Consider the following 20390-nt stretch of genomic DNA (forward strand, 5'->3'; position numbering starts at 1 on the left):
GCTCAATTTGCAATCCAAACTTCACGACAGAAACTGAAACTAAACTCTGCAAGTAACAAGTAACAACAAGCCACGGACAACTCCCACTCCAGCTCGTAACTCGCAACATACAACTCAAAACAAGCAATCTACAAGTCGCAACCCAGCTCGTAATCCGCGACATATAACTCACAACAAGCAACGCGCAACCCCCAACTCGTAACCCGTAACATACAACTCAAAACGAACGACCTGCAAGTCGCAACCCAACTGGTAATCCGTAACTCACAACCCACAACACGCAACTCACAACTCACAACTCACATCCCACAACCCACATCCCACATCCCACATCCCGCAACTCACAACCCGCAACCCGCTACCCGCTACCCGCAACTCACAACCCACAACCCATCTATCAAGGCACTTCCACTACATTCAGGATGCCTGTAATAATATCTTCTGCAGAAATGCCTTCTGCCTCCGCTTCGTAGCTCAGGCCGATGCGGTGACGAAGAACATCGTGGCAGATCGCCCTAACATCCTCAGGAATGACATAGCCTCTTCTCTTAATGAACGCATACGCCTTCGCGGCGAGAGCTAAGCTGATGCTCGCACGGGGAGAGGCACCGTAACTGATGAGGTTTTTGTAATCCGGCAGTTTGTACTGGTCGGGAAAGCGGGTGGCAAAAACAATATCGATAATGTATTGCTCAATTTTCTCGTCCATGTACACTTCTCTCACCACTTTTCTGGCCCTCAGAATATCATCGGGGCGGATAATTGCGTTCGGCTTCAGCATGCCTTGTGGAGCAATGTTGGCTCTTATGATTCGTTTCTCTTCTTCCTTGCCGGGATACCCGATCACAATCTTCAGCATAAAGCGATCGGTTTGTGCTTCCGGCAGGGGATAGGTCCCTTCCTGTTCCAGAGGATTTTGAGTGGCCAGAACCAGAAAAGGCGAGGGCAGAGCGAAGGTGTTGTCGCCGATGGTAACCTGCCTTTCCTGCATCGCTTCCAGGAGCGCACTCTGTACTTTAGCCGGCGCACGGTTGATTTCGTCCGCCAGAATGAAATTAGAAAAAACAGGCCCTTTTCTGACTACAAACTCATCCTTTTTCTGGTTATAGATCATGGTACCGACGAGGTCGGCGGGAAGCAGGTCTGGTGTGAACTGAATCCGGCTGAAGTCGGCCTGGATCGCCTTCGAAAGCGTATTGATAGCAAGCGTCTTTGCAAGCCCCGGCACACCCTCGAGCAGGATATGTCCGTCGGCAAGGAGGCCTATCAGCAGTCGCTCCACCATATATTTTTGTCCCACTATTACTTTGTCCATCTCCATAACCAGGAGGTCGATGAAGGCGCTTTCTCTTTGGATCATTTCATTTAGCGCCCTGATATCGGTGGAATACGACGAACTAGTGTTTAATTGTTCTTCCATGAATATTTGAATTGGCGAAGCAAACTTAAAAAGACAGCAAAGTTTTAACTAAATTAGAGGAGTATTTTTATGTTAAAAATTGTTAAAATACAGATGTTCTTCTGAAAAGCTGTTTCAAAAGACAGGTTGGGACAAAAAAATATGATGAGCAGTGGCTGAAGCTGGAGACAAGCGCTGATCAAAAGGCTCTTTTTGATTGCTGCTAACTTATGGACTTTCCGCGAAAGAGATGCTGGGCGGTGTTCTATATAGAGGGGAAAGGTAGTTGACGTGCCTTGTCACATGTTCAGCCGCACCGAGGGGGGAACTCATGAAAGTGCTTAAACAGAAAAAATGATCCCGTCAGAGCAAATTGCCTTCCAAAAAAGTTTGGCTTTTGCGAAAGTGTTTTTGTTCTTTTAAAGGGCTCAAAGAACATTCTGTTAGCTTTTATCTCCGATTGAAAGCACAGTTCAATGAAGTATTCATCTGACTTTTCTCGCCTTTTGTGTGCACCGCTCATGAATGTTTTTCTTATAACGAATCGTTCCTGATTCGTTTCAATACTTTTTCTTTTTCGTTGCGCGTGCGGGGTGAGTCCGGGTTGAGTGCGGGTTAAGTGCGGATAAATCTCCTTTTTACCCGCACTCAGCCCGGACGCACTCCGAAGGTATCCGGCAAGCATGACGAACCAGGAGTATCCTTGTAGATACCCTGTATCGGCCCGGTGGCGAAAGGGAGGTCATCTTGATCTCACAACAAAGATAGGAGACGAGGCCGCGAAATATACCATGATCGCCCACGTTATTTCTTAAAGTGTAACTTTGCTTTGATGGCAGATTTATTTATTAAGAATATGGTTTGCGCCCGCTGCGTGCTCGTTGTGGAAGCAGAGCTGGCGAAACTCGGTTTGAAGCCCCTGCAGGTGGACCTGGGCCGCGTTGTTCTTTCTGAACCTCTAAGCGGCGAGGTCAAGCCGCAGCTGGAGCAGAGGCTGAAGGAGCTTGGCTTCGAATTGCTTGACGATTCAAAAACTCGTCAGATCGAGGCAATTAAGAATATCGTCATTCAAAAAATTCATCACTCGGGCAATCTTGATCTGAAGGTGAATTGGTCGCACCTGGTCTCGGGCGAGCTGCATCAGGATTACGCCTACCTGAGTAATCTGTTTTCGTCTGTTGAGGGCGTGACACTCGAGCAGTATATCATCCGTCAGAAAATAGAGAAAGTTAAGGAACTTCTTTTCTATGACGAATTGAATATGACGGAAATCGCTTTTAGAGTGGGGTATAGCAGTGTTCAGCACTTGTCCTCCCAGTTCAGGAAAGTGACGGGTCAGACGCCGTCAGAGTACAAGTCTTCAAGAAAGGAAGTGTTAAGAAAGCCGATTGATTCTGTTATATGAAAAAATGGTTCATAAAATGTTTGCTGGTAGTGGTTGTCACAATAACGGGCTCCTGCGGCGTTGGCGATCAGGTGGAGCAGATGAAGGCGCTAAAGGACTGCGTGTTTTCAATTGAATCTGCCGACAGCCTTTACATCGCTAATATGAATGTAGCGAAGCTCGTTTCTTCAGGGGGCATTGATCTTGCTTCAACGCCTGCTCTTGCATTTGCCATGCTTCAGCGTCATGTCCCTTTGAAGGGGCGCGTGATGATGAAAATTATCAACCCGGGTGATGAGAAAGCCGGGATCAGCAGTCTGGAGTATCAGATTGCAATCAAGGATGCAGTCCTGGCAGAGGGCACAATTGATCAGCCGGTAGAAGTGGAGCCAGATGGCGGCGTAGCTCTTGTGCCTGTCCGCATCGACCGGGATTTATATCCGCTGCTCAGTAACGCGGCATACCAGGATGCCGTTGCATCTTTCCTTTCTGCAAAAGAGGAACGCACCGCCATTGTCACACTCAGAGTTAAACCGGCGATCGAAGTCGCTTCAAAGAAGATCAGCTACCCTGGTTATATTGACATCAACAAGGAAATCAGCAACAAACAGCTGAAGGGTCTGCTGGCACAGCCCCGGACTAGCGGACGATAAGCACGGGGATCTTCACCCGGTGTCTGACGGTATCGAGGGTACTGCCGAATATGATGTCTTTTACTCCTTTGTGGCCGTGTGCTGCCATTACTAAAAGATCAATGTCGTTGATCCTCGTCAGGCGTACTATGGCGCCGGCGGTGTTGCCGTAGCCAATCAGCACGGAGGCTTCATAACCGAGCTTTTCAAGGTTGAGCTGGTATTTCTGCAGATTCTCGAAGTCGCTCTTTGTCTCAAAGTCCATCACCTTTTCTCCATGATAAGTAGCGCCAGCCGTATCCACAATATGGATCAGGAAATAATGCGCTGTTTTTCCTCCCTGTATCAGGGCATTACGAATGGTGCTTTTGTCCCTGCTTGAGAAGTCGACAGGAATGCCGATTTTCTCGTAGGTCACTCCCTCGATATCGGCGATATCGATCGCTTTTCCATAAAGGGAATTGTATTTTTCGGTTTGCGCTTTATGGATGAAGGGGTGAAAAATTACATAACCAAGAAGGAACAGAATGCCAGTGATGAGAGGGAAAATAAAAACATAAACCCACCAGGTGCTTTGTGAGGTATGCATCCAGCTGACCACTTCTTCAAAAACCAGTTTCATATTCAGCCCCACAATAACAAGAGCACTCACCCATGCAAGGATCTTCACCCATGTTTTAATGGCGAATTCACCCATAGAGCTTTTATCCGATGTGAAATGGATAAGCGGGATCACCGCAAAGCCGAGCTGGAGGCTTAACACAACCTGACTGAGGACCAGCAATTCTCCCAGTGCTTCTTCTCCAAAGTAGAGGATGGTAAAAAAGGCCGGAATGATGGCTAGCAACCGGGTGGCGAGCCTGCGGAGCCAGGGGGCGATACGAAGGTTGATATGTCCCTCCATAATGATCTGACCCGCGAGTGTGCCAGTGACGGTTGAGCTCTGACCTGCAGCAATCAGCGCGACGGCAAACAACGCCGGGGCCAGTGAGCCGAAAATGTTTTCGAGCAGTTTATGTGCGTCCTGGATTTGCGCTACTTCATGGTAACCGTTCTTGTGGAATGCCGTAGCGGCAAGAATGAGAATAGAGGCGTTTACCAGGAAGGCCAGGTTAAGAGCAACCGTGGTATCTACCAGGTTGAACTTAAGCGACTCTTTGATGCCTTCCGACGTGCGTTCAATCTTTCGTGTCTGCACCAGCGATGAGTGCAGGTAAAGGTTGTGCGGCATTACGGTGGCGCCAATAATGCCGATGGCAATGTAGAGGGCGTTACCGCTCAGGAGAGAGGGCTTAAAGCCGCTGATAACCTCGCTTACCTCCGGACTGACAATGAACATTTCGGCAAGGAAGGATAATCCCACAATGAAGACCATCGATACGATGAAGCTCTCCATAGAGCGCATGCCCTTGTTCAGCAGAAAGAGGAGAAGAAAGGTGTCGAGTATGGTGATTGAAATTCCCCAGATCAGCGGCAGCCCGAACAATAATTGAAGGCCGATTGCCATGCCGATGATCTCCGCGAGGTCGCAGGCGATGATGGCGACTTGTGCAAGTGCGAAGAGCGGGTAGTTTGCCCACCTGGCATATGCCTGCCGGGAGGCCTGGGCTAGATCAAGCCCTTTTACAATACCTAATCTTGCACTGAGCGACTGCAGCAGGAGGGCAATCAGGTTTGACATGAGCAGAACCCAGATGAGCTTGTATCCGAACTGACTTCCGCCTGCAATATCAGTGGCCCAGTTTCCGGGATCCATATAGCCTACACTCACCAAATAAGCAGGCCCCAAAAAAGCAAGTAGTCTCCGCCATCCTGTTTTTCCTGAAGTTTTAATTGTAGAATGTACTTCTCCTAATGATTCTCCCATAAGGTCTTATAAAAACTTGTTTAGCAAATCTAATATTAAAATTAGATTAATCTAAAAATAAAATATGTTTTCAAATTATTTTAAATTGGCGCATTAATTCTACATTATGCCATACCAACCAGATAAAATTGATCTTCAAATTCTTAAAACGTTGCAGCAAAACGGACGTATCACCAACTTGCAACTTTCAGGCGAGATCGGGCTTTCGCCTGCCCCTACACTCGAACGGGTTAGGAAATTGGAAAATCTGGGTGTCATTAAAAGTTATCATGCAACGGTAGATGAAGAGGAGCTGGGCCTGGGAATCAAAACCTTTATTCAGATTCAGCTCGACTTCCATCAAAACAACACCATTCAGACTTTTGTTGACGAGGTTAAAAAAATAAGGGAAATTACGGAGTGTCATCACGTGACCGGCGGCTGTGATTTTGTCCTGAAAATTTATGTAAAGGATATCAAAGCCTACGAGAAGCTCATCATGGAGAAGATCAGTAAGATCAGAGTGGTCAAGACCTTCCAGACCATGATGATCCTGTCTACCAGTAAGAAAGAGCCGGTATTGCCTTTGGAGTATTAGCCGGCAAGCTTTTTAAGTTTTAAGTGGTAAGTTTTAAGTTCTAAGTACTTAGTATCAAGTAGTGAGTATCAAGTGTCAAGTATCAAGTATCAAGTATCAAGTAGCGAGTATCGAGTATCGAAACATAGCGCATTAGCGGAAGGCGCAATGGGGACCGAAGGCACACCTCCTACTACTTAAATGCTCACAACTTATCCACCTGCCACTTACTACTTACTACTTACTACTTACAACTTAATACCAATACCTATAACCAGCAACGAGCCGCTAACTTCTTAAAACTTAAAACTTAAAACTTAAAACTTAAAACTTACCACTTAAAACTTAAAACTTAAAACTTACCACTTAAAACTTAAAACTTACTACTTAAAACTTACTACTTACTACTTACAACTTATTACTTACTACTTACAACTTACTACTTACCACTCACAACCCGCTTACTACTTAATCTGCCAGTCGATTTCGGTTACTCCCTGTTCTTTCAGGAGCTGGTTGGTCTTTGAAAAATGCCTGCAGCCGAAGAAGCCGTGGCTGGCGGAATAGGGGGAGGGGTGAGCTGCTTTCAGGATAAAATGCTTGTCGGCATCAATAAGCGGAATTTTTGCCTGTGCATTTTTGCCCCACAGAAGGAATACGATGCCTTTCTTCTTGTCAGACAGTTGCCTGATCGCTTCGTCTGTAAATATTTCCCAGCCCTTGTTATGATGTGATGCAGCTTCTCCTTTTCTCACGGTAAGCGTTGCATTCAGCAGAAGAATGCCCTCGTCTGCCCATTTTGTAAGTTCGCCGTGCCGGGGAGGGGTGAAGCCCGGAATATCGTCCTGCAGTTCTTTATAGATGCTTCTCAGCGAGGGAGGGATCGTTACGCCTTTTTGAACAGAGAAAGCGAGTCCGTGCGCCTGTCCAGGCCCATGGTAGGGATCTTGTCCAAGGATAACAGCTTTTACGTTGTTAAAGGGGGTATGATTGAAAGCGTTGAAGATCAGGTTCCCGGGAGGGAAGACCGTTTTTCCGTCCTGCTTTTCCTGCAGCAGAAAGCCCTTCAGGGCTTTCATATAATCTTTTTCAAATTCAGCTCCCAGCACTGCCCGCCATGATTCTTCGATTTGAACTGACATAGTTGTTTATTTTTTGCTTAAGCGGTTAAATAAGCGGATATTTGCATCCACTTAAAACAAAGAAATAAAATATGCCGAACATTTTAAGGTTAATAGTAGCTTTTGCTCTCCTTGGATCTTCTATTGCGCTGATGATATTTGGGCACTGGGCCTGGGGAATACTTGTCATACTGTTAGCTCTTGTTGTTTTTGTGACATTTTTCTTTAATGAAAAGATGCTGCTTGCCCAGTACTATCTGAGGAAGGAGAACATGGAAAAGGCGGAGAGCTGGTTGAGAAGCATTAAAAATTACGAGAAGGAATTGCTGAAGGCTCAGCATGGATACTACCACCTGCTAATTGGCTTGATCGAATCAAGGAAGGCGCCTATGCAATCTGAGAAGTATTTCAAGAAGGCCTTGTCGCTGGGCATGACCATGGATCATAATGTTGCGCTTGCCAAGCTCAGTCTTGCGGGTATTGCAATGGCAAAGCGCAATAAAAGAGAAGCCACCATGTATTTACAGGAGGCAAAAAAGGCAGATAAGAATAAGTTGCTGGCAGAGCAGATAAAGATGATGCAGGGGCAGATGAGTCAGCTTGATAAGACTGTAGTTCAAACACGCGGATTCAGGCCAAGGTAAAGAGCCTGAACTGGACGGTTGAAAGAAAGGAGTTCCTATTTATCATCTAAATGATCAAAATAGGAGCTCCTTTCTGCTTTTGCCCCTCTGCTGATGATGTCTTCCTCCTCAGGAGAAGAATTCAATGTCTTAGAGAAAAATCGCTCCGACTGTATTCTTTTCAGCAGTTGATTAATGAAGGAGAGGTCAAAATCCTCCTTGTTTAATTTAATCAGATATTCATTCTCCGTGATTTCTAAACTAGATAAGTTCATGATAAACGTTTTTATTCAAAAAAAATAAAAGCCTGTAAACTTAGTATTTACAGGCTTTTAAACTTTTGTTAAATATCCGCTTATTCAAACCACTCCATCACGGCTTCCTTAGCCGGTATGGCAATATCAAGCTTCAGTTTTTTGCGCATGCCTCCCAGGTCGTTAAAGACCTTATTCGGGTTCGCTGCTTTTAACTCTTCGATCGTATTGAATCCCATTTTCAGTAGTACCGGAACCCATTCAGCAGGTACACCTATCGCCACGAAATCATCCACTGAAGCAACCTTCAATTTCTTTTCCGGACGCATTTGCGGGAAGAACAGTACTTCCTGGATGGTGCTTTGGTTGGTCATCAGCATCACCAGGCGGTCGATTCCGATACCAAGACCTGCAGTAGGCGGCATTCCGTACTCAAGAGCTCTCAGGAAGTCCTCATCCATGGCCATTGCTTCCTCGTCGCCCCGGTTAGCCAGTAAAAGCTGATCTTCAAATCGTGCGCGCTGATCAAGCGGATCGTTGAGTTCCGAGTAAGCGTTTCCGATCTCCTTGCCTTTAACAAACAATTCAAATCGCTCCACAAGTCCTTCTTTGCTCCTGTGCTTTTTAGCAAGCGGCGTCATTTCAACCGGGTAGTCGGTAATGAAAGTGGGCTGTACCAGATGAGCCTCCACTTTAGCGCTGAATATCTCGTCGATCAGCTTTCCTTTTCCCATTGACTTGTCAACTTCAATGCTAAGATCTCTGCACACCTGTCTCAGGGCTGTCTCGTCCATTGAAGAGACGTCTATGCCCGTGTATTTCTGGATCGACTCAAACATCGTTAGTTTCTCATAAGGACCAGCGAAGTCGATCTTATCGTCTCCAACTTGTACTATTGAAGTGCCGTGTATAGCTGTTGCTACTTTTTCGAGGCATTCCTCTACCATGGACATCATCCAAACATAGTCGCGATAAGCAACGTAGATCTCCATGGAGGTAAACTCGGGATTGTGGGTGCGGTCCATTCCTTCGTTCCGGAACATCTTGCCGAACTCATAAACCCCATCGAAGCCTGCTACGATGAGCCTCTTCAGGTAAAGCTCATTTGCAATACGCAGGTAGAGCGGCATGTCGAGGGTGTTGTGATGTGTTTTAAACGGCCTTGCTGCAGCCCCTCCGTGAACGGACTGTAAAATAGGTGTTTCCACCTCCATCCATCCCTGTTGGTCGAAATAGCTCCTCATGGTGTTGATCACCTTCGAGCGGTTGATAAAGATCTGCTTAAGTTCCGGATTCACTGTCAGGTCAACGTAGCGCTGTCTGTACCTGAGTTCAGGGTCGGTAAAGCCGTCATAGATGTTTCCCTGCTCGTCGCGTTTCACAACCGGAAGGGGTTTCAGCGACTTGGCGAGCACGGTGAGTTCATTGACGTGGATCGAGATTTCGCCCGTCTGGGTAGTAAAGACGAAACCTTTAACTCCTATAAAGTCTCCAATGTCAAGGAGTTTTTTGAAAACCGTGTTGTAAAGGGTCTTGTCTTCACCCCCGCATATATCATCCCGCTTGATGTAGACCTGTATACGGCCGGTTGAATCTTGCAGTTCTGCAAATGACGCACTTCCCATGATGCGTCTGCTCATGATACGTCCTGCAAAGCTGATGTTCTTATATGAAGTTTTGTCCCGCTCGTAGTTCTGCTTAATGTCTTCTGCTGTAACGTTTACTTCGAACGATTCAGCAGGATAGGGTTCAATTCCCAGCTGTCTGAGTTGCTGCAATGCCTCACGGCGTAAAATTTCCTGTTCGGACAGTCCTATACTCATTGTGTGTATGTATAAATTTCTGCAAATATAGAAATATTAATAGCTGTAAACGATTTGCTTTTGGTCCTTTAAGGGGGCATATTGGCTCTATTCGCCAACTGTTTCTTCCTGGTAAAGCTTGTTGATATCCTCCGCGTATTTCTTTTCGATCACCTTCCGCTTGGCCTTTAGGGAAGGCGTCATTTCTCCTGCTTCAATGGAAAAGGGGACCCGTTTTATCATGAAATTCTTGATGCGTTCAAACTTGGCCAGCTCATTTGAAAGTCTTCTGATGTCCTGATCGATCCAGGCTATAATTTCCTTGTCCTCGATAAACATCTCAGGCTTCTGGAAGAATTCTTCTGTCAGGTTGAAATCGTGCTGCAGACTCTCCTTGGAAGGTACCACGATAGCTGTTATGTATTCGCGCTTGTCGCCAATCAAAAAGATCTGATCAATCCGCTGGCTTTTCAGATAGGTGTTTTCGACGGGAGTAGGGTAAATATTCTTGCCGTAGGAATTAACCAGAATGTTCTTAATCCGGTCAGTGATCTTGAGGTTTCCCTTTCTGTACAGCCCTACGTCTCCGGTATGGAACCATCCTTCTTTATCAATCACCATGTCGGTTTCTTCGGGCTTGTTCCAGTATCCCTTCATGACGCAGTGTCCTCTGACGATGATCTCTCCTTCGGGGGATTCAAACTCAGGGTCAAACGTATGGTGGGTTTGTACCGTGTAGATCTTCAAAGAATCAGGATCCTGGATGGCAACTTCAATCCCCGGAATTATACGACCTACTGTGCCATACACCTGCCGGTCGTACTCTGTGACTGCCATTACCGGCGAAGTCTCCGTAAGTCCGTAACCTTCCAGTACTTTGATCCCCAGATTGCCAAAAAACTCGCCTACGTTCTGAGGGAGCGCCGCTCCTCCGGATAAAAGGAACTTGAGTCGGCCTCCGGTTTTCTCCCTGATCTTGCTAAACACCAGCTTATCTGCCAGCTGTCGCTGCAAGGACAGGAACAAGCCCGGCTTTTTGCCTGCCTCGCGTGTCTCACGGTATTTCTTTCCCGTCTCAATTGCCCAGTCAAATATCCGGGCTTTTGCCCCGCCCGACTGGGTAGCGCTCTTGACGGCCTTGTCGTGTATCCGTTCAAGCAAACGCGGAACGCAGCTCATGACCGTTGGCTTTACTTCTTCCATGTTGCGGGCCAGAAGCTCAAGGCTCTGCGAGAAGGCAATTTTACAGCCTTTGGCACAGCAGATGTGGTAGGTTGCGGTGCGTTCAAAAACGTGAGAGAGGGGCAGGAATGATAAAAAGAGCTCGTCTGAAGTGACCACGGGAATCTGTTCCAGAGAAGCCCTCACATTTTCCACGAAGTTGTAATGCGTCAGCATTACCCCTTTCGGGATTCCTGTTGTTCCTGAAGTATAGATCAATGCCGACAAGTCGGAAGGCAGAACCGCTTCCCGACAGGCGCTGATCTCTTTGGCGCGGCTGGCAAGATATCTTCTGCCTTCGGCCAATAGTGCATCAAATCCTATTACACCGGCGTTCAAAGACTGAGCGCCCAGGTGTTTTTCGTATCCCTCGAAGGCTGGTATTATGCGCTCAAGGGAGGGACAGCTGTTTGCTATCTTAATGATCTTCTTCAGAAGGAAGGGGGTGCCTACCAGGATCGTCCTCACCTCAGCGTCATTAAGAATGTACTCAATTTCGTGTTCGGCAAGGGTAGGGTAGACTGAAACATTTACACCTCCGATTTGCTGAAGGCCCTGATCGTAATAAATGTACTGGGGGGAATTCTCGATTATAAAGCCAAGGCGGTCACCTTTTTTTATGCCCATTTCCAGGAGGTATGCAGATACGCAGTCTGCATGATCCAGCGTCTCCTTGTAACTAATCTCCCGCCACGAATTTCCTGCCTTGTGAAGGAGAAATGTAGCCGTCTCCGGATGAATATTCTGAACAACGTTACGCAGTAATTTAGGAACAGTACTGAATTCGGTTTTCAAATTCATTTAATGGTTATTTGTTTAAACACAATATACATTTTTTATGCCATAAAAACGTTCGCAGGCTGCGCCCGCAAGCGGAAATGAAAGTTGTCTGAATGCTCTTTGTGACTCCTAAAACATAACAGAGCTATGTTCATAATCATTCACTTTCGAGAAATATGCCTGGGAGCAGAGCTCCTGCAGGCATATGAAAGTAGCCTGACGGGTCGCCATCGCTGAATAAGAACAAACAGAAAATAAGTCTGCTTTCACCCCTAAGTATTCTGAGCTGAGCTCGGAAATAAAGATGAAAGATGATTGAATGTTCTTGATGACCACTGAAGAACAAATGCACCTTCAAAAGACGTTCATGAGCTTCGCTCCCGAACGGGACGAAAGTGAGTTAAAGATTCTTTCTGGACTTTAAAAGAACAAAACACTTTCAAGAAAAAAGGGGCTGAAGCCCCTTTTCGATGCAAATATATTATTTAACCTTGAGAATCAAGGCCGCAGATTTGATATTCGGTCAGCAGGCAGTCGTGCTTATGAGCAGCGACCGTCCACCGATATTGAGTGCCGGCTATACAGAGAAGCTCTCACCGCAGGCGCAGGTGCGGCTGGCATTTGGGTTGTGGAAGTTGAAGCCCTTGCCGTTTAGCCCGTCTGTATAGTCGAGCTCTGTTCCTGCCAGATAAAGGAAAGACTTGATATCCAGTGCAATTCTTATTCCTTTATCCTCGAAAAACTGGTCTCCCGGTTTTTCCTGGTTGTCGAAGTCGAGCTTGTACGATAGCCCCGAACAGCCGCCGCTTTCAACGGATACACGCAGAAAGTGTGACTGGTCGTATCCTTCTTCTTTAATAATCGTGTTTATCTGCTTTTCCGCTCTTTCTGTTATGGTTATCATATTTCTGATGTTATTCCTATGTCAATTAAAAAGTATGCTAGCTTGCTCAGCTTTCAATCAGGGCTAGACTGTAGAGGCGTTTTACTGCGTCTATTGTTTGGTCGCTCACTGCCTTAATCTCTTCTTCTGTGGTAAAGCGCCCCAGAGAAAAGCGTATCGAAGAGTGTGCCAGATCATCGCTTATCCCCATTGCTTTCAACACGTAGGATGGTTCGAGCGTGGCTGACGTGCATGCCGAGCCGGACGAGAGCGCGACATTCTTGAGCTCCATCATCAGGTGCTGTCCATTCACCCTGTTAAATGCAAGATTTGTTACGTGGGGCATCCTGCTGTCTATATTGCCATTGACGGTGCATTGAAGAGACGAGATCATCGCATTCTCCAGTCTGTCGCGCAGCTGAGAGAGACGTGCCGCTTCGTTCTTCATTTCTGAGCCGGCCAGTTCGCAAGCCTTCCCGAGACCTACAATGGCCGGCACGTTCAATGTGCCCGACCGCATTCCTCTTTCATGTCCTCCTCCATCAATCTGAGCTACAAGGCGTACTCTCGGATTTCTGCGCCGCACATACAGGGCACCGATGCCCTTTGGGGCGTATAGCTTGTGGCCGGAAAAGGAAAGCAGGTCGATGCCTTCTGCCTGCACGTCTACCTGGATCTTTCCGACGGCTTGTGTGGCATCGGTGAAGAAGAGGGCCCCCTGTTCATGTGCTATTGCCGCAATATCTTTTACAGGCTGGATCACCCCGGTTTCGTTGTTGGCATACATAACAGCAACCAGAATGGTGTCGTCAGTTATTGCCCCCCTCAGCTTCTGCAAATCAACCAGTCCGTCGTTCTTAACCGGGAGATAGGTGATGCGGGCGCCTTGCTGCTCAAGATGCTTGCATACATCGAGCACCGCTTTATGCTCTGTCTGGCAGGTTATAATGTGATTGCCTTTTGAGCGATACGCCTCAAAGACTCCCTTGATAGCGAGGTTGTTTGCTTCAGTGGCTCCGGAGGTGAACACGATTTCTTTTTCTGAAGCTCCAATCAGACCGGCCACCTTCTCCCGCGACAGATCTACCGCTTCTTCTGCCACCCATCCGAACACATGATTCTTGCTGGCTGCATTGCCAAATTTTACGGTAAAATAAGGAAGCATTGCCTCAAGTACTCTTGGGTCAACCGGGGTGGTAGCGTTATAGTCTAAATAAACCGGAAGATTTTTCATCTTTGTACACGAAAGTCGTTGCTTCTATACAAAGATAAACAAAAAGGCAGGTAGCGGCGTAAACGGGGGGCTTTGATGCATTATTTTGACTTTGGTCTGATCTGCTGCAAAGGCAGAAGTACACATTGTTTAAAAATGATTTTGCATTTTGAAAATTAAGTCGCATATTTGCGCCTCTGAAAAGTTTTAGATCATGAAGGCTGATTTGCATCCAAAGAATTATAGATTAGTTGTTTTTAAAGATATGTCTAACGACTATTCTTTCATTACCAAGTCATGTATTGACACAAAAGAAACCATTAAATGGGAAGATGGTAATGAGTATCCATTAGTAAAGCTCGAAATCTCTCACACTTCACATCCTTTCTATACAGGTAAGATGAAGCTGGTAGATACAGCTGGACGTATTGATAAGTTCCGTAACCGTTACGCTAAGAAGTAATAGTTAAAAAAGATATAAATTTTCGAAAGTCCCGGTCAACAGCCGGGACTTTTTTTATTTTTGCGACAAATGACCATTGTTCTGTTTGATGATTCAGCGCGAGACAGTTTGTTGCCTTTAACATTTACACGTCCGGTTGCTGCGCTGAGAGTCGGAATTCTGACTATAGCGGAGAAATGGGCGAGATGTCTGAAGGGAGAGCCTTCTTATCTTACAGCTCAGTATCTCCAGGAGAAATTTAAGTATACCTTATCTGACGATAATATTTTTATAAACGGTTCCGTTTGCCCTGATCCTGAACTTCTTGAAGCGATCGATACACTGCAGGAAGGTGATGCCCTCATGCAGCAGGATGTATTGGTTGCTGTTAAGCTGCCGGCTTCTGCTGCCGCTGGTTTTTCTGTGAATATGAAGGGACTCAGGGCTCTTCAGTATGAGCATAAGTTCGTGCGGATTGTTCACCCCGAAGATGTTTTTCTCAGTAATGACATAGAGCTCCGTAAGGATTATAGCTTATTAACGTTTGGGAGGACTTCTGCTTCCCTTAGTGCGACCAATACCGTTCTGGGAGATCAGATATTTGTGGAAGAGGGAGCGGTGGCTGAATGCAGCACGTTCAATACGCTGCAGGGACCGATTTACCTCGGCGCACGCTCTGAAGTGTGGGAAGGCTGCTCTATCCGGGGTGCCTTCGCCTTGTGTCATGACTCGCAGGTGAAGATGGGAGCGAAGATCTATTCGAAGACCACCATAGGGCCTTTCTGCCGCATTGGTGGCGAGGTAAATAATGCCGTTATTCAGGCGTTCTCGTCAAAAGGGCATGAAGGGTATCTGGGCAACTCGGTGGTAGGTGAATGGTGTAATCTTGGTGCCGACAGCAATAATTCAAATCTGAAGAATAACTACGCTCCCGTGAAGTTGTGGGACTATAGCAGCAGCCAGATGAGGAGTACCGGTCTGCAGTTCTGCGGTCTTATCATGGCCGACCATGCCAAGTGCGGGATCAATACCATGTTTAATACGGGGACGGTGGCTGGAGTTGGCGCCAATGTTTTTGGCGGCGGATTTCCGCCTAACTTTATTCCTGATTTTTCCTGGGGCGGGGCAGAGGGATTACAGACCCATCTGCTTGAGAAGGCCTTCGAGACGGTAGAGCGCGTTTTTGAGCGAAGAGGCCGATTATTTGATGATACTGAAAAACAAATTCTTAGTAAAGTTTTTGATCTAACTAAACATTATAGAAATTTTTAAAAATTAAACGATGAGAAAGAAAATTGTCGCCGGTAACTGGAAAATGAACATGGATTACACTGCAGGTGTAAGTCTTTTTTCAGAAGTGATCAATATGGTTAAAGATGAAGTAAGAGGAGAACAGGAAGTGGTAGTATGCCCTCCGTTCGTTCATCTTCACAGCCTTAGCCAGCTTGCCAGTCAGCATGCCAAAATTAGTATTGGTGCTCAGAACTGTCATCAGGCTGAATCGGGCGCTTACACAGGCGAAGTATCTGCAAGCATGATCCTGTCGGTAGGTGCTGAATATGTTATACTAGGGCACTCAGAGCGCCGTCAGTATTTCGGAGAAACAAACGAGCTCCTGGCCAAGAAGACCGACATCGCTATTCGTACCGGATTGAAGCCCATTTTCTGTATCGGAGAAACGCTCGAGGAAAGAAATAATAAAGTGCACTTTGACGTGATCAGGAAGCAGCTTGCTGAAGGTGTATTTCATCTTACAGCTGAAGATTTTGCAAAGGTAGTACTTGCTTATGAGCCGGTGTGGGCGATAGGGACAGGAGTAACAGCCAGCCCTGAGCAGGCGCAGGAAGTTCATGCTTTCATTCGTAAAGAGGTTGAAGGTCGCTACGGCGATGCTCTTGCTGCTAATACGACAATCCTTTACGGAGGTAGTTGTAATCCAAAGAACGCACCTGAACTGTTCTCTCAAGCCGACATTGACGGAGGGTTGATTGGCGGAGCATCCCTGAAGTCGAGAGATTTTACAGATATCGCTAAAGTTTTTAATCAGTAAGCCTTGGATTACTACGAGTTTAGTTTTAAAGTAACCACTGAAGAGGATTACCAGCGCGACCTGCTTCTGCAAGCAATTGCAGAAGCAGGTTTTGACACTTTTGAGGAAACACCCGAGGGTTTTAATGCCTATATTTCTCAGTCTGCCTATGACAGAGACCTTCTCGAAAAAGCCCTGACGCCTTTCTATGCCATGTTTCGTTTCTCGTACGAGCAGAAGCTGATTCCGAAAAAGAATTGGAATGAGGTGTGGGAGAGTAACTTTGAACCGATAACCATTGACAACAAATGTTTCGTGAGAGCCACATTTCACGAACCGAGACCAGAATTTCCGATCGAGATAGTGATTGATCCGAGAATGTCGTTCGGGACGGGACACCATCAGACTACGGCAATGATGATCCGCTTCCTGCTTGAAGATTCGATGCAGGATAAACGGGTTCTTGATATGGGTTGCGGAACAGGGATTCTGGCTATCCTCGCCAGAAAACTAGGCGCGTCTGAAGTTACAGCCATTGACTACGACCCCGTTTGTTACGAGAGTGCAATAGAGAACGCCGCGTTGAATGAGACCGACGGTATACAGGTCCTCTGCGGGTCAAAGGAGGCAATTCCGCACGCTACATTCGATGTGATTATTGCGAATATCAACCGCAATATTTTACTCGACCAGATATCGCGGTACGCAGAAGCGATGGCCGCCGGCGGGATTCTTTATCTCAGTGGTTTTTATAATGAAGACTGTGCAGCCCTCATGGAAGAAGCTGGCAGATATTCTTTCTCGTTCCTCGACAAAAAGGAACAGGATAACTGGGCGGCTCTCAAACTTTTGAAGGCTTAAAAGAGTTTTTATACAGAAGAAAAAATTTCTTTTAAATTATTTGTTTTTTTGCTGAAGCTTGCTGACTGCATGTATTTTTGATCAGGAGGCCAGTAAAGAGTTTGTTGACAATTATTATGAGGGTACATTTTATTGCTGTAGGCGGAAGTGCAATGCATAATCTTGCGATCGCCCTGAAGCAAAAAGGACACGAAGTGACAGGATCAGATGATGCTATATACGAGCCATCAAGATCGAGACTGGAAAAGTATGGAATATTGCCTTCTGCTATGGGCTGGTATCCCGAAAATATACATGAGGGCCTCGATGCTGTTATCCTGGGCATGCATGCACGAGCAGACAATCCGGAACTGTTGAAGGCAAAGGACTTGAATCTGAAGATCTACTCATATCCCGAATATATTTTCGAACAATCAAAAGAGAAGCGAAGAATAGTAGTGGGTGGAAGTCATGGGAAGACGACAATTACTTCTATGATCATCCATGTGCTCCAGAAATGCGGATTAGATTTCGACTATATGGTTGGTGCGCAGCTGGAAGGGTTTGAGACGATGGTGCGGCTCTCTGACGCCCCGGTTATGGTGATCGAAGGAGATGAGTATCTCACTTCTCCTATTGACCGCCGTCCGAAGTTTCACGTATACCAGGCGAACATCGGCATTATCAGCGGAATAGCCTGGGATCACATCAACGTATTTCCCACATTCGACAACTACGTAGAGCAGTTTAAAATTTTTCTTGAGACGATTGTGCCCGGTGGGACCATCGTCTATAACCAGGAAGACGCTGTGGTGAATAAAATTGTAAACGAATCAGCAGCAGATGTAGCAAAAAAAGGATATGCTGTACCCGCCCACCATACAGACAAAGGCACAACATTTCTGGATGTAAGCAATAAAATTATTCCATTGCTCGTTTTTGGTAGACATAATCTATCTAACATAGAGGCTGCACATCGGGCTTGTGCTGAACTGGGGATTGCTGATGATCAGTTCTATGACGCAATATCCTCATTCAAAGGAGCTTCAAAGCGGCTTGAGTTGCTAGGGAAGAACGAAGAAACTTCCGTTTTTAAAGATTTCGCCCATTCTCCTTCTAAATTAAAAGCAACCATTGAGGCTGTAAAAGAACAGTTTCCCGACCGTGAACTGGTAGCTGCAATTGAGCTTCATACGTTCAGTAGTCTGAACAGAGAGTTCTTGAATGAGTACAGGGGAACCATGGACAAGGCCGACGTGCCGATTGTCTTTATAAACCGGCACACTTTTGAACAAAAAAAGATGGAGCCCTACGGTGAAAATGTAGTAAAAGAAGCATTTGGTAACGGAAAGTTAAATTTTTTCAACAATAATGAAATATTGGTCGAATTTTTGAGTTCTATTAATTATAAGAGGAAAAACTTGCTTCTAATGAGCTCTGGTGATTTTGGCGGGCTGGACCTGGCAAAGATTGCTGAAAGAGTTTTGGGAAAATAGCGAACAAATATTGGGAAAATGAAGACATTAGGAAAAAAGATAAGACTTCTCCGGCATCAGAAGGGGTGGAGTCAGGAAGATGTGGCGAGGCGGCTTGATATTTCTATTCCTGCATTTTCAAAGATCGAAACAGGTATTACGGATATTAATCTTTCGCGGCTGGAGCAGATCGCCAAGCTGTTTGATATGACAGTTGTGCAGTTGCTGACGTTTAACGATACGGAGCAGCAGGAAAAATATATTTCTGAGCTGGAATCAATTTCCAAGAGGTTGCAGGAACGGGAGACGGAGGTTATTCAGTTGCAGAAAAAGATCATTGACCTCTTTGAAGAGCTTAGAAGGTCAAAGTTATTGGCTTAAGGCGGTGCTCCGGAAGGGCCGGAGCATTGCTCTTAAAACATCTTGCGAAGGGTGACATGCTTTTTGCCAAACACCGCTCCGGTAGCTTCATGTATGGCAAGCATTTTATCGTTGAAGTCGCCCACCCACGATAATTCCAGTTCCTCATACTGGTTCAGTGGCAGCACATATTCCTTTAGTTTGATGAACATAGCCGATTCAAGGCCGTGCTTCTGAAATTTCTTCTTTGTTCCCATTACAATGGCCCGCATTCTGGAAACCCCTTTCCATCTGTAGTACAGGAACTTTAGCTTTTCCACCAGTCCAAGTTTTCCTTTGAACGATTTGATGATTTGATTGGCATCAGGCAGAATGATCACAAACGAGGCCGGCTCTCCGTTTACATAGGAGAACCAGATCAGGTTCTCGTCCATCAATACTTTCATCTTATTAAATGATTCCCTGATCGTGCTTTCGTTGATGGGCACGAAATTTTCAAAGTCGCTCCATGCGTCGTTATAAATCTCCATGAAGTCGGCAGCAAAGCGGTCTATTTCCTTCGCATTTAAATGTTCAAAGCGATAGCCCGGCTTTCTGATCACCCACTCCGCTATCCTGGTGAATCGCTCAGGGAAGGGCTTATGCACGTCCAGGTGATTGGTGATTTGCTCGTAGAGAGGCGAGAAGCCATATGTTTCAAAGAGGGTCCTGTAATAGGGAGGATTGTAGTTCATGCCGTATGAGGGGTGCGTGAAGCCCTCCACGAGGAGTCCCCAGAACGTGTCGTTTTCTCCGAAGTTAATGGGGCCATCCATTCCGGCCATACCCTGATCCTGCAGCCATTGCCGGGCTGTGTTGAAAAGAGCGTCGGCTACCTGCTGGTCGTTGACCGACTCAAAAAAGCCGACACCTCCCACCGGCTTCTCATAAGCATACGCTTTTTTATTGTTGATAAAAGCTGCTATACGGCCGATAAGCCGGCCATCTGAATCTTTGGCTATCCACCTGGTTATTTTTCCATGCTGATGGAAGTTGTTTTTCTTTGGGTCGAAAACATTTTCAATATCGCTGTCCAGAGGGCAGACCCATACAGGATCATTTTTATATATAACCCGAGCAACGTCCAAGAAGTCCTTAACTGCTTTTTTGTCCCTAACTTCAGTAATAACCATATTTGCAATAGTGAGAACTCTTCGCCCTTCTGTTTCCAGTTGGGCCCGGACTTTCGGTCGCGAGGTTCGTCAATTAGTGTGTTTAGAAAAAAAGCATTCAGTGCGGCTGAATGCTTTCGGTACATATGTTTTTAGATTCTAGTAATCGTCGTCCTCGTCATACTCATTAAAATCGCTAAAGTCCGGCAGGTCTTCCAGTGGTTCATCAAAATCGTCATCATCATCATCTGCGAAACGTCTGCTTGTCTTCGTTTCCGCAGGCTTTATGTTCGAACTTTTAGCGCCGCTTACTGTGCTCTTACTCGTTCCTGGCTTCTTTTTTGGCGTTTTCATTTTA

General features: G+C 46.1%; 20 protein-coding genes. 10 read left to right on the plus strand and 10 right to left on the minus strand.

What is annotated here, in order from left to right; genetic code table 11:
* Positions 1-397 precede the first annotated feature (397 nt).
* On the minus strand, positions 398-1357 hold the full coding sequence (locus ACES2C_RS12775) for an AAA family ATPase (protein ID WP_374166949.1): 960 nt from the start codon (positions 1355-1357) through the stop codon (positions 398-400).
* A gap of 874 nt (positions 1358-2231) precedes the next feature.
* Between ACES2C_RS12775 and ACES2C_RS12780 the strand changes: the two genes are divergently transcribed.
* Positions 2232-2804 carry a helix-turn-helix domain-containing protein gene (locus ACES2C_RS12780; RefSeq protein ID WP_374163484.1) on the plus strand — a complete coding sequence of 191 codons (573 nt, stop codon included), beginning with the start codon at positions 2232-2234 and terminating at the stop codon, positions 2802-2804.
* Positions 2801-3436, plus strand: a complete 636-nt coding sequence (locus ACES2C_RS12785) for a hypothetical protein (protein WP_374163485.1) — start codon at positions 2801-2803, stop codon at positions 3434-3436. The genes ACES2C_RS12780 and ACES2C_RS12785 overlap by 4 nt, the downstream gene beginning before the upstream one ends.
* On the opposite strand, the gene ACES2C_RS12790 is transcribed toward ACES2C_RS12785, so the two are convergent.
* Positions 3423-5282 carry an Nramp family divalent metal transporter gene (locus tag ACES2C_RS12790; protein ID WP_374163486.1) on the minus strand — a complete coding sequence of 620 codons (1860 nt, stop codon included), beginning with the start codon at positions 5280-5282 and terminating at the stop codon, positions 3423-3425. The genes ACES2C_RS12785 and ACES2C_RS12790 overlap by 14 nt on opposite strands.
* Before the next feature lie 106 nt (positions 5283-5388).
* Between ACES2C_RS12790 and ACES2C_RS12795 the strand changes: the two genes are divergently transcribed.
* The gene (locus ACES2C_RS12795; protein WP_374163487.1) at positions 5389-5859 is read left to right on the plus strand and encodes an Lrp/AsnC family transcriptional regulator; all 471 of its coding nucleotides are present in this window, start codon (positions 5389-5391) and stop codon (positions 5857-5859) included.
* Positions 5860-6302: 443 nt separating this feature from the next.
* Here the strand turns inward: ACES2C_RS12795 and ung are convergent, their stop codons facing one another.
* On the minus strand, positions 6303-6980 hold the full coding sequence (ung, locus tag ACES2C_RS12800) for a uracil-DNA glycosylase (RefSeq protein WP_374163488.1): 678 nt from the start codon (positions 6978-6980) through the stop codon (positions 6303-6305).
* Positions 6981-7051: 71 nt separating this feature from the next.
* Between ung and ACES2C_RS12805 the strand changes: the two genes are divergently transcribed.
* Positions 7052-7603: a DUF2892 domain-containing protein gene (locus ACES2C_RS12805; protein WP_374163489.1), complete on the plus strand. Its 552-nt coding sequence runs from the start codon at positions 7052-7054 to the stop codon at positions 7601-7603.
* A 35-nt stretch (positions 7604-7638) separates the two neighbouring features.
* Here the strand turns inward: ACES2C_RS12805 and ACES2C_RS12810 are convergent, their stop codons facing one another.
* The 5 genes from ACES2C_RS12810 to ACES2C_RS12830 form a co-directional block, all read right to left on the minus strand.
* Complete coding sequence (locus tag ACES2C_RS12810; protein ID WP_374163490.1) at positions 7639-7857, minus strand: hypothetical protein; 219 nt, start codon at positions 7855-7857, stop codon at positions 7639-7641.
* Positions 7858-7937: 80 nt separating this feature from the next.
* A complete protein-coding gene (gene lysS, locus ACES2C_RS12815; RefSeq protein WP_374163491.1) occupies positions 7938-9659 on the minus strand; it encodes a lysine--tRNA ligase in 1722 nt (573 codons plus the stop codon).
* An 87-nt stretch (positions 9660-9746) separates the two neighbouring features.
* The gene (locus ACES2C_RS12820) at positions 9747-11660 is read right to left on the minus strand and encodes a long-chain fatty acid--CoA ligase (protein WP_374163492.1); all 1914 of its coding nucleotides are present in this window, start codon (positions 11658-11660) and stop codon (positions 9747-9749) included.
* Positions 11661-12216: 556 nt separating this feature from the next.
* Positions 12217-12543 (minus strand): HesB/IscA family protein, encoded by a 327-nt coding sequence (locus tag ACES2C_RS12825; protein ID WP_374163493.1) that lies wholly within the window; start codon positions 12541-12543, stop codon positions 12217-12219.
* A 46-nt stretch (positions 12544-12589) separates the two neighbouring features.
* Positions 12590-13756 (minus strand): IscS subfamily cysteine desulfurase, encoded by a 1167-nt coding sequence (locus ACES2C_RS12830; RefSeq protein WP_374163494.1) that lies wholly within the window; start codon positions 13754-13756, stop codon positions 12590-12592.
* 193 nt (positions 13757-13949) lie between these two features.
* On the opposite strand from ACES2C_RS12830, the gene ACES2C_RS12835 reads away from it, so the two are divergent.
* The 6 genes from ACES2C_RS12835 to ACES2C_RS12860 all read left to right on the plus strand — a co-directional run bounded on the left by ACES2C_RS12835 (position 13950) and on the right by ACES2C_RS12860 (position 18902).
* On the plus strand, positions 13950-14198 hold the full coding sequence (locus ACES2C_RS12835; protein WP_374163495.1) for a type B 50S ribosomal protein L31: 249 nt from the start codon (positions 13950-13952) through the stop codon (positions 14196-14198).
* A 69-nt stretch (positions 14199-14267) separates the two neighbouring features.
* Positions 14268-15449: a GlmU family protein gene (locus ACES2C_RS12840; RefSeq protein WP_374163496.1), complete on the plus strand. Its 1182-nt coding sequence runs from the start codon at positions 14268-14270 to the stop codon at positions 15447-15449.
* 10 nt (positions 15450-15459) lie between these two features.
* Positions 15460-16227 (plus strand): triose-phosphate isomerase, encoded by a 768-nt coding sequence (gene tpiA, locus ACES2C_RS12845; RefSeq protein WP_374163497.1) that lies wholly within the window; start codon positions 15460-15462, stop codon positions 16225-16227.
* 3 nt (positions 16228-16230) lie between these two features.
* A complete protein-coding gene (gene prmA / locus ACES2C_RS12850; protein ID WP_374163498.1) occupies positions 16231-17067 on the plus strand; it encodes a 50S ribosomal protein L11 methyltransferase in 837 nt (278 codons plus the stop codon).
* 116 nt (positions 17068-17183) lie between these two features.
* Positions 17184-18542, plus strand: coding sequence for a UDP-N-acetylmuramate--L-alanine ligase (gene murC, locus ACES2C_RS12855; protein WP_374163499.1), 1359 nt, complete (start codon positions 17184-17186; stop codon positions 18540-18542).
* An 18-nt stretch (positions 18543-18560) separates the two neighbouring features.
* On the plus strand, positions 18561-18902 hold the full coding sequence (locus ACES2C_RS12860; protein WP_374163500.1) for a helix-turn-helix domain-containing protein: 342 nt from the start codon (positions 18561-18563) through the stop codon (positions 18900-18902).
* Between the two features lie 32 nt (positions 18903-18934).
* Here ACES2C_RS12860 and ACES2C_RS12865 read toward each other — a convergent pair whose 3' ends face one another.
* Together ACES2C_RS12865 and ACES2C_RS12870 are read right to left on the minus strand one after the other, a co-directional pair.
* Entirely contained in the window at positions 18935-20053 is a 1119-nt protein-coding gene (locus ACES2C_RS12865; RefSeq protein ID WP_374163501.1) for a GNAT family N-acetyltransferase, read from the minus strand.
* A 138-nt stretch (positions 20054-20191) separates the two neighbouring features.
* Positions 20192-20386 carry a hypothetical protein gene (locus tag ACES2C_RS12870; protein WP_374163502.1) on the minus strand — a complete coding sequence of 65 codons (195 nt, stop codon included), beginning with the start codon at positions 20384-20386 and terminating at the stop codon, positions 20192-20194.
* Positions 20387-20390: the final 4 nt, after the last annotated feature.

This window comes from Arcticibacter sp. MXS-1 (assembly GCF_041902385.1).
In the GTDB taxonomy this organism is placed as follows: domain Bacteria; phylum Bacteroidota; class Bacteroidia; order Sphingobacteriales; family Sphingobacteriaceae; genus Arcticibacter.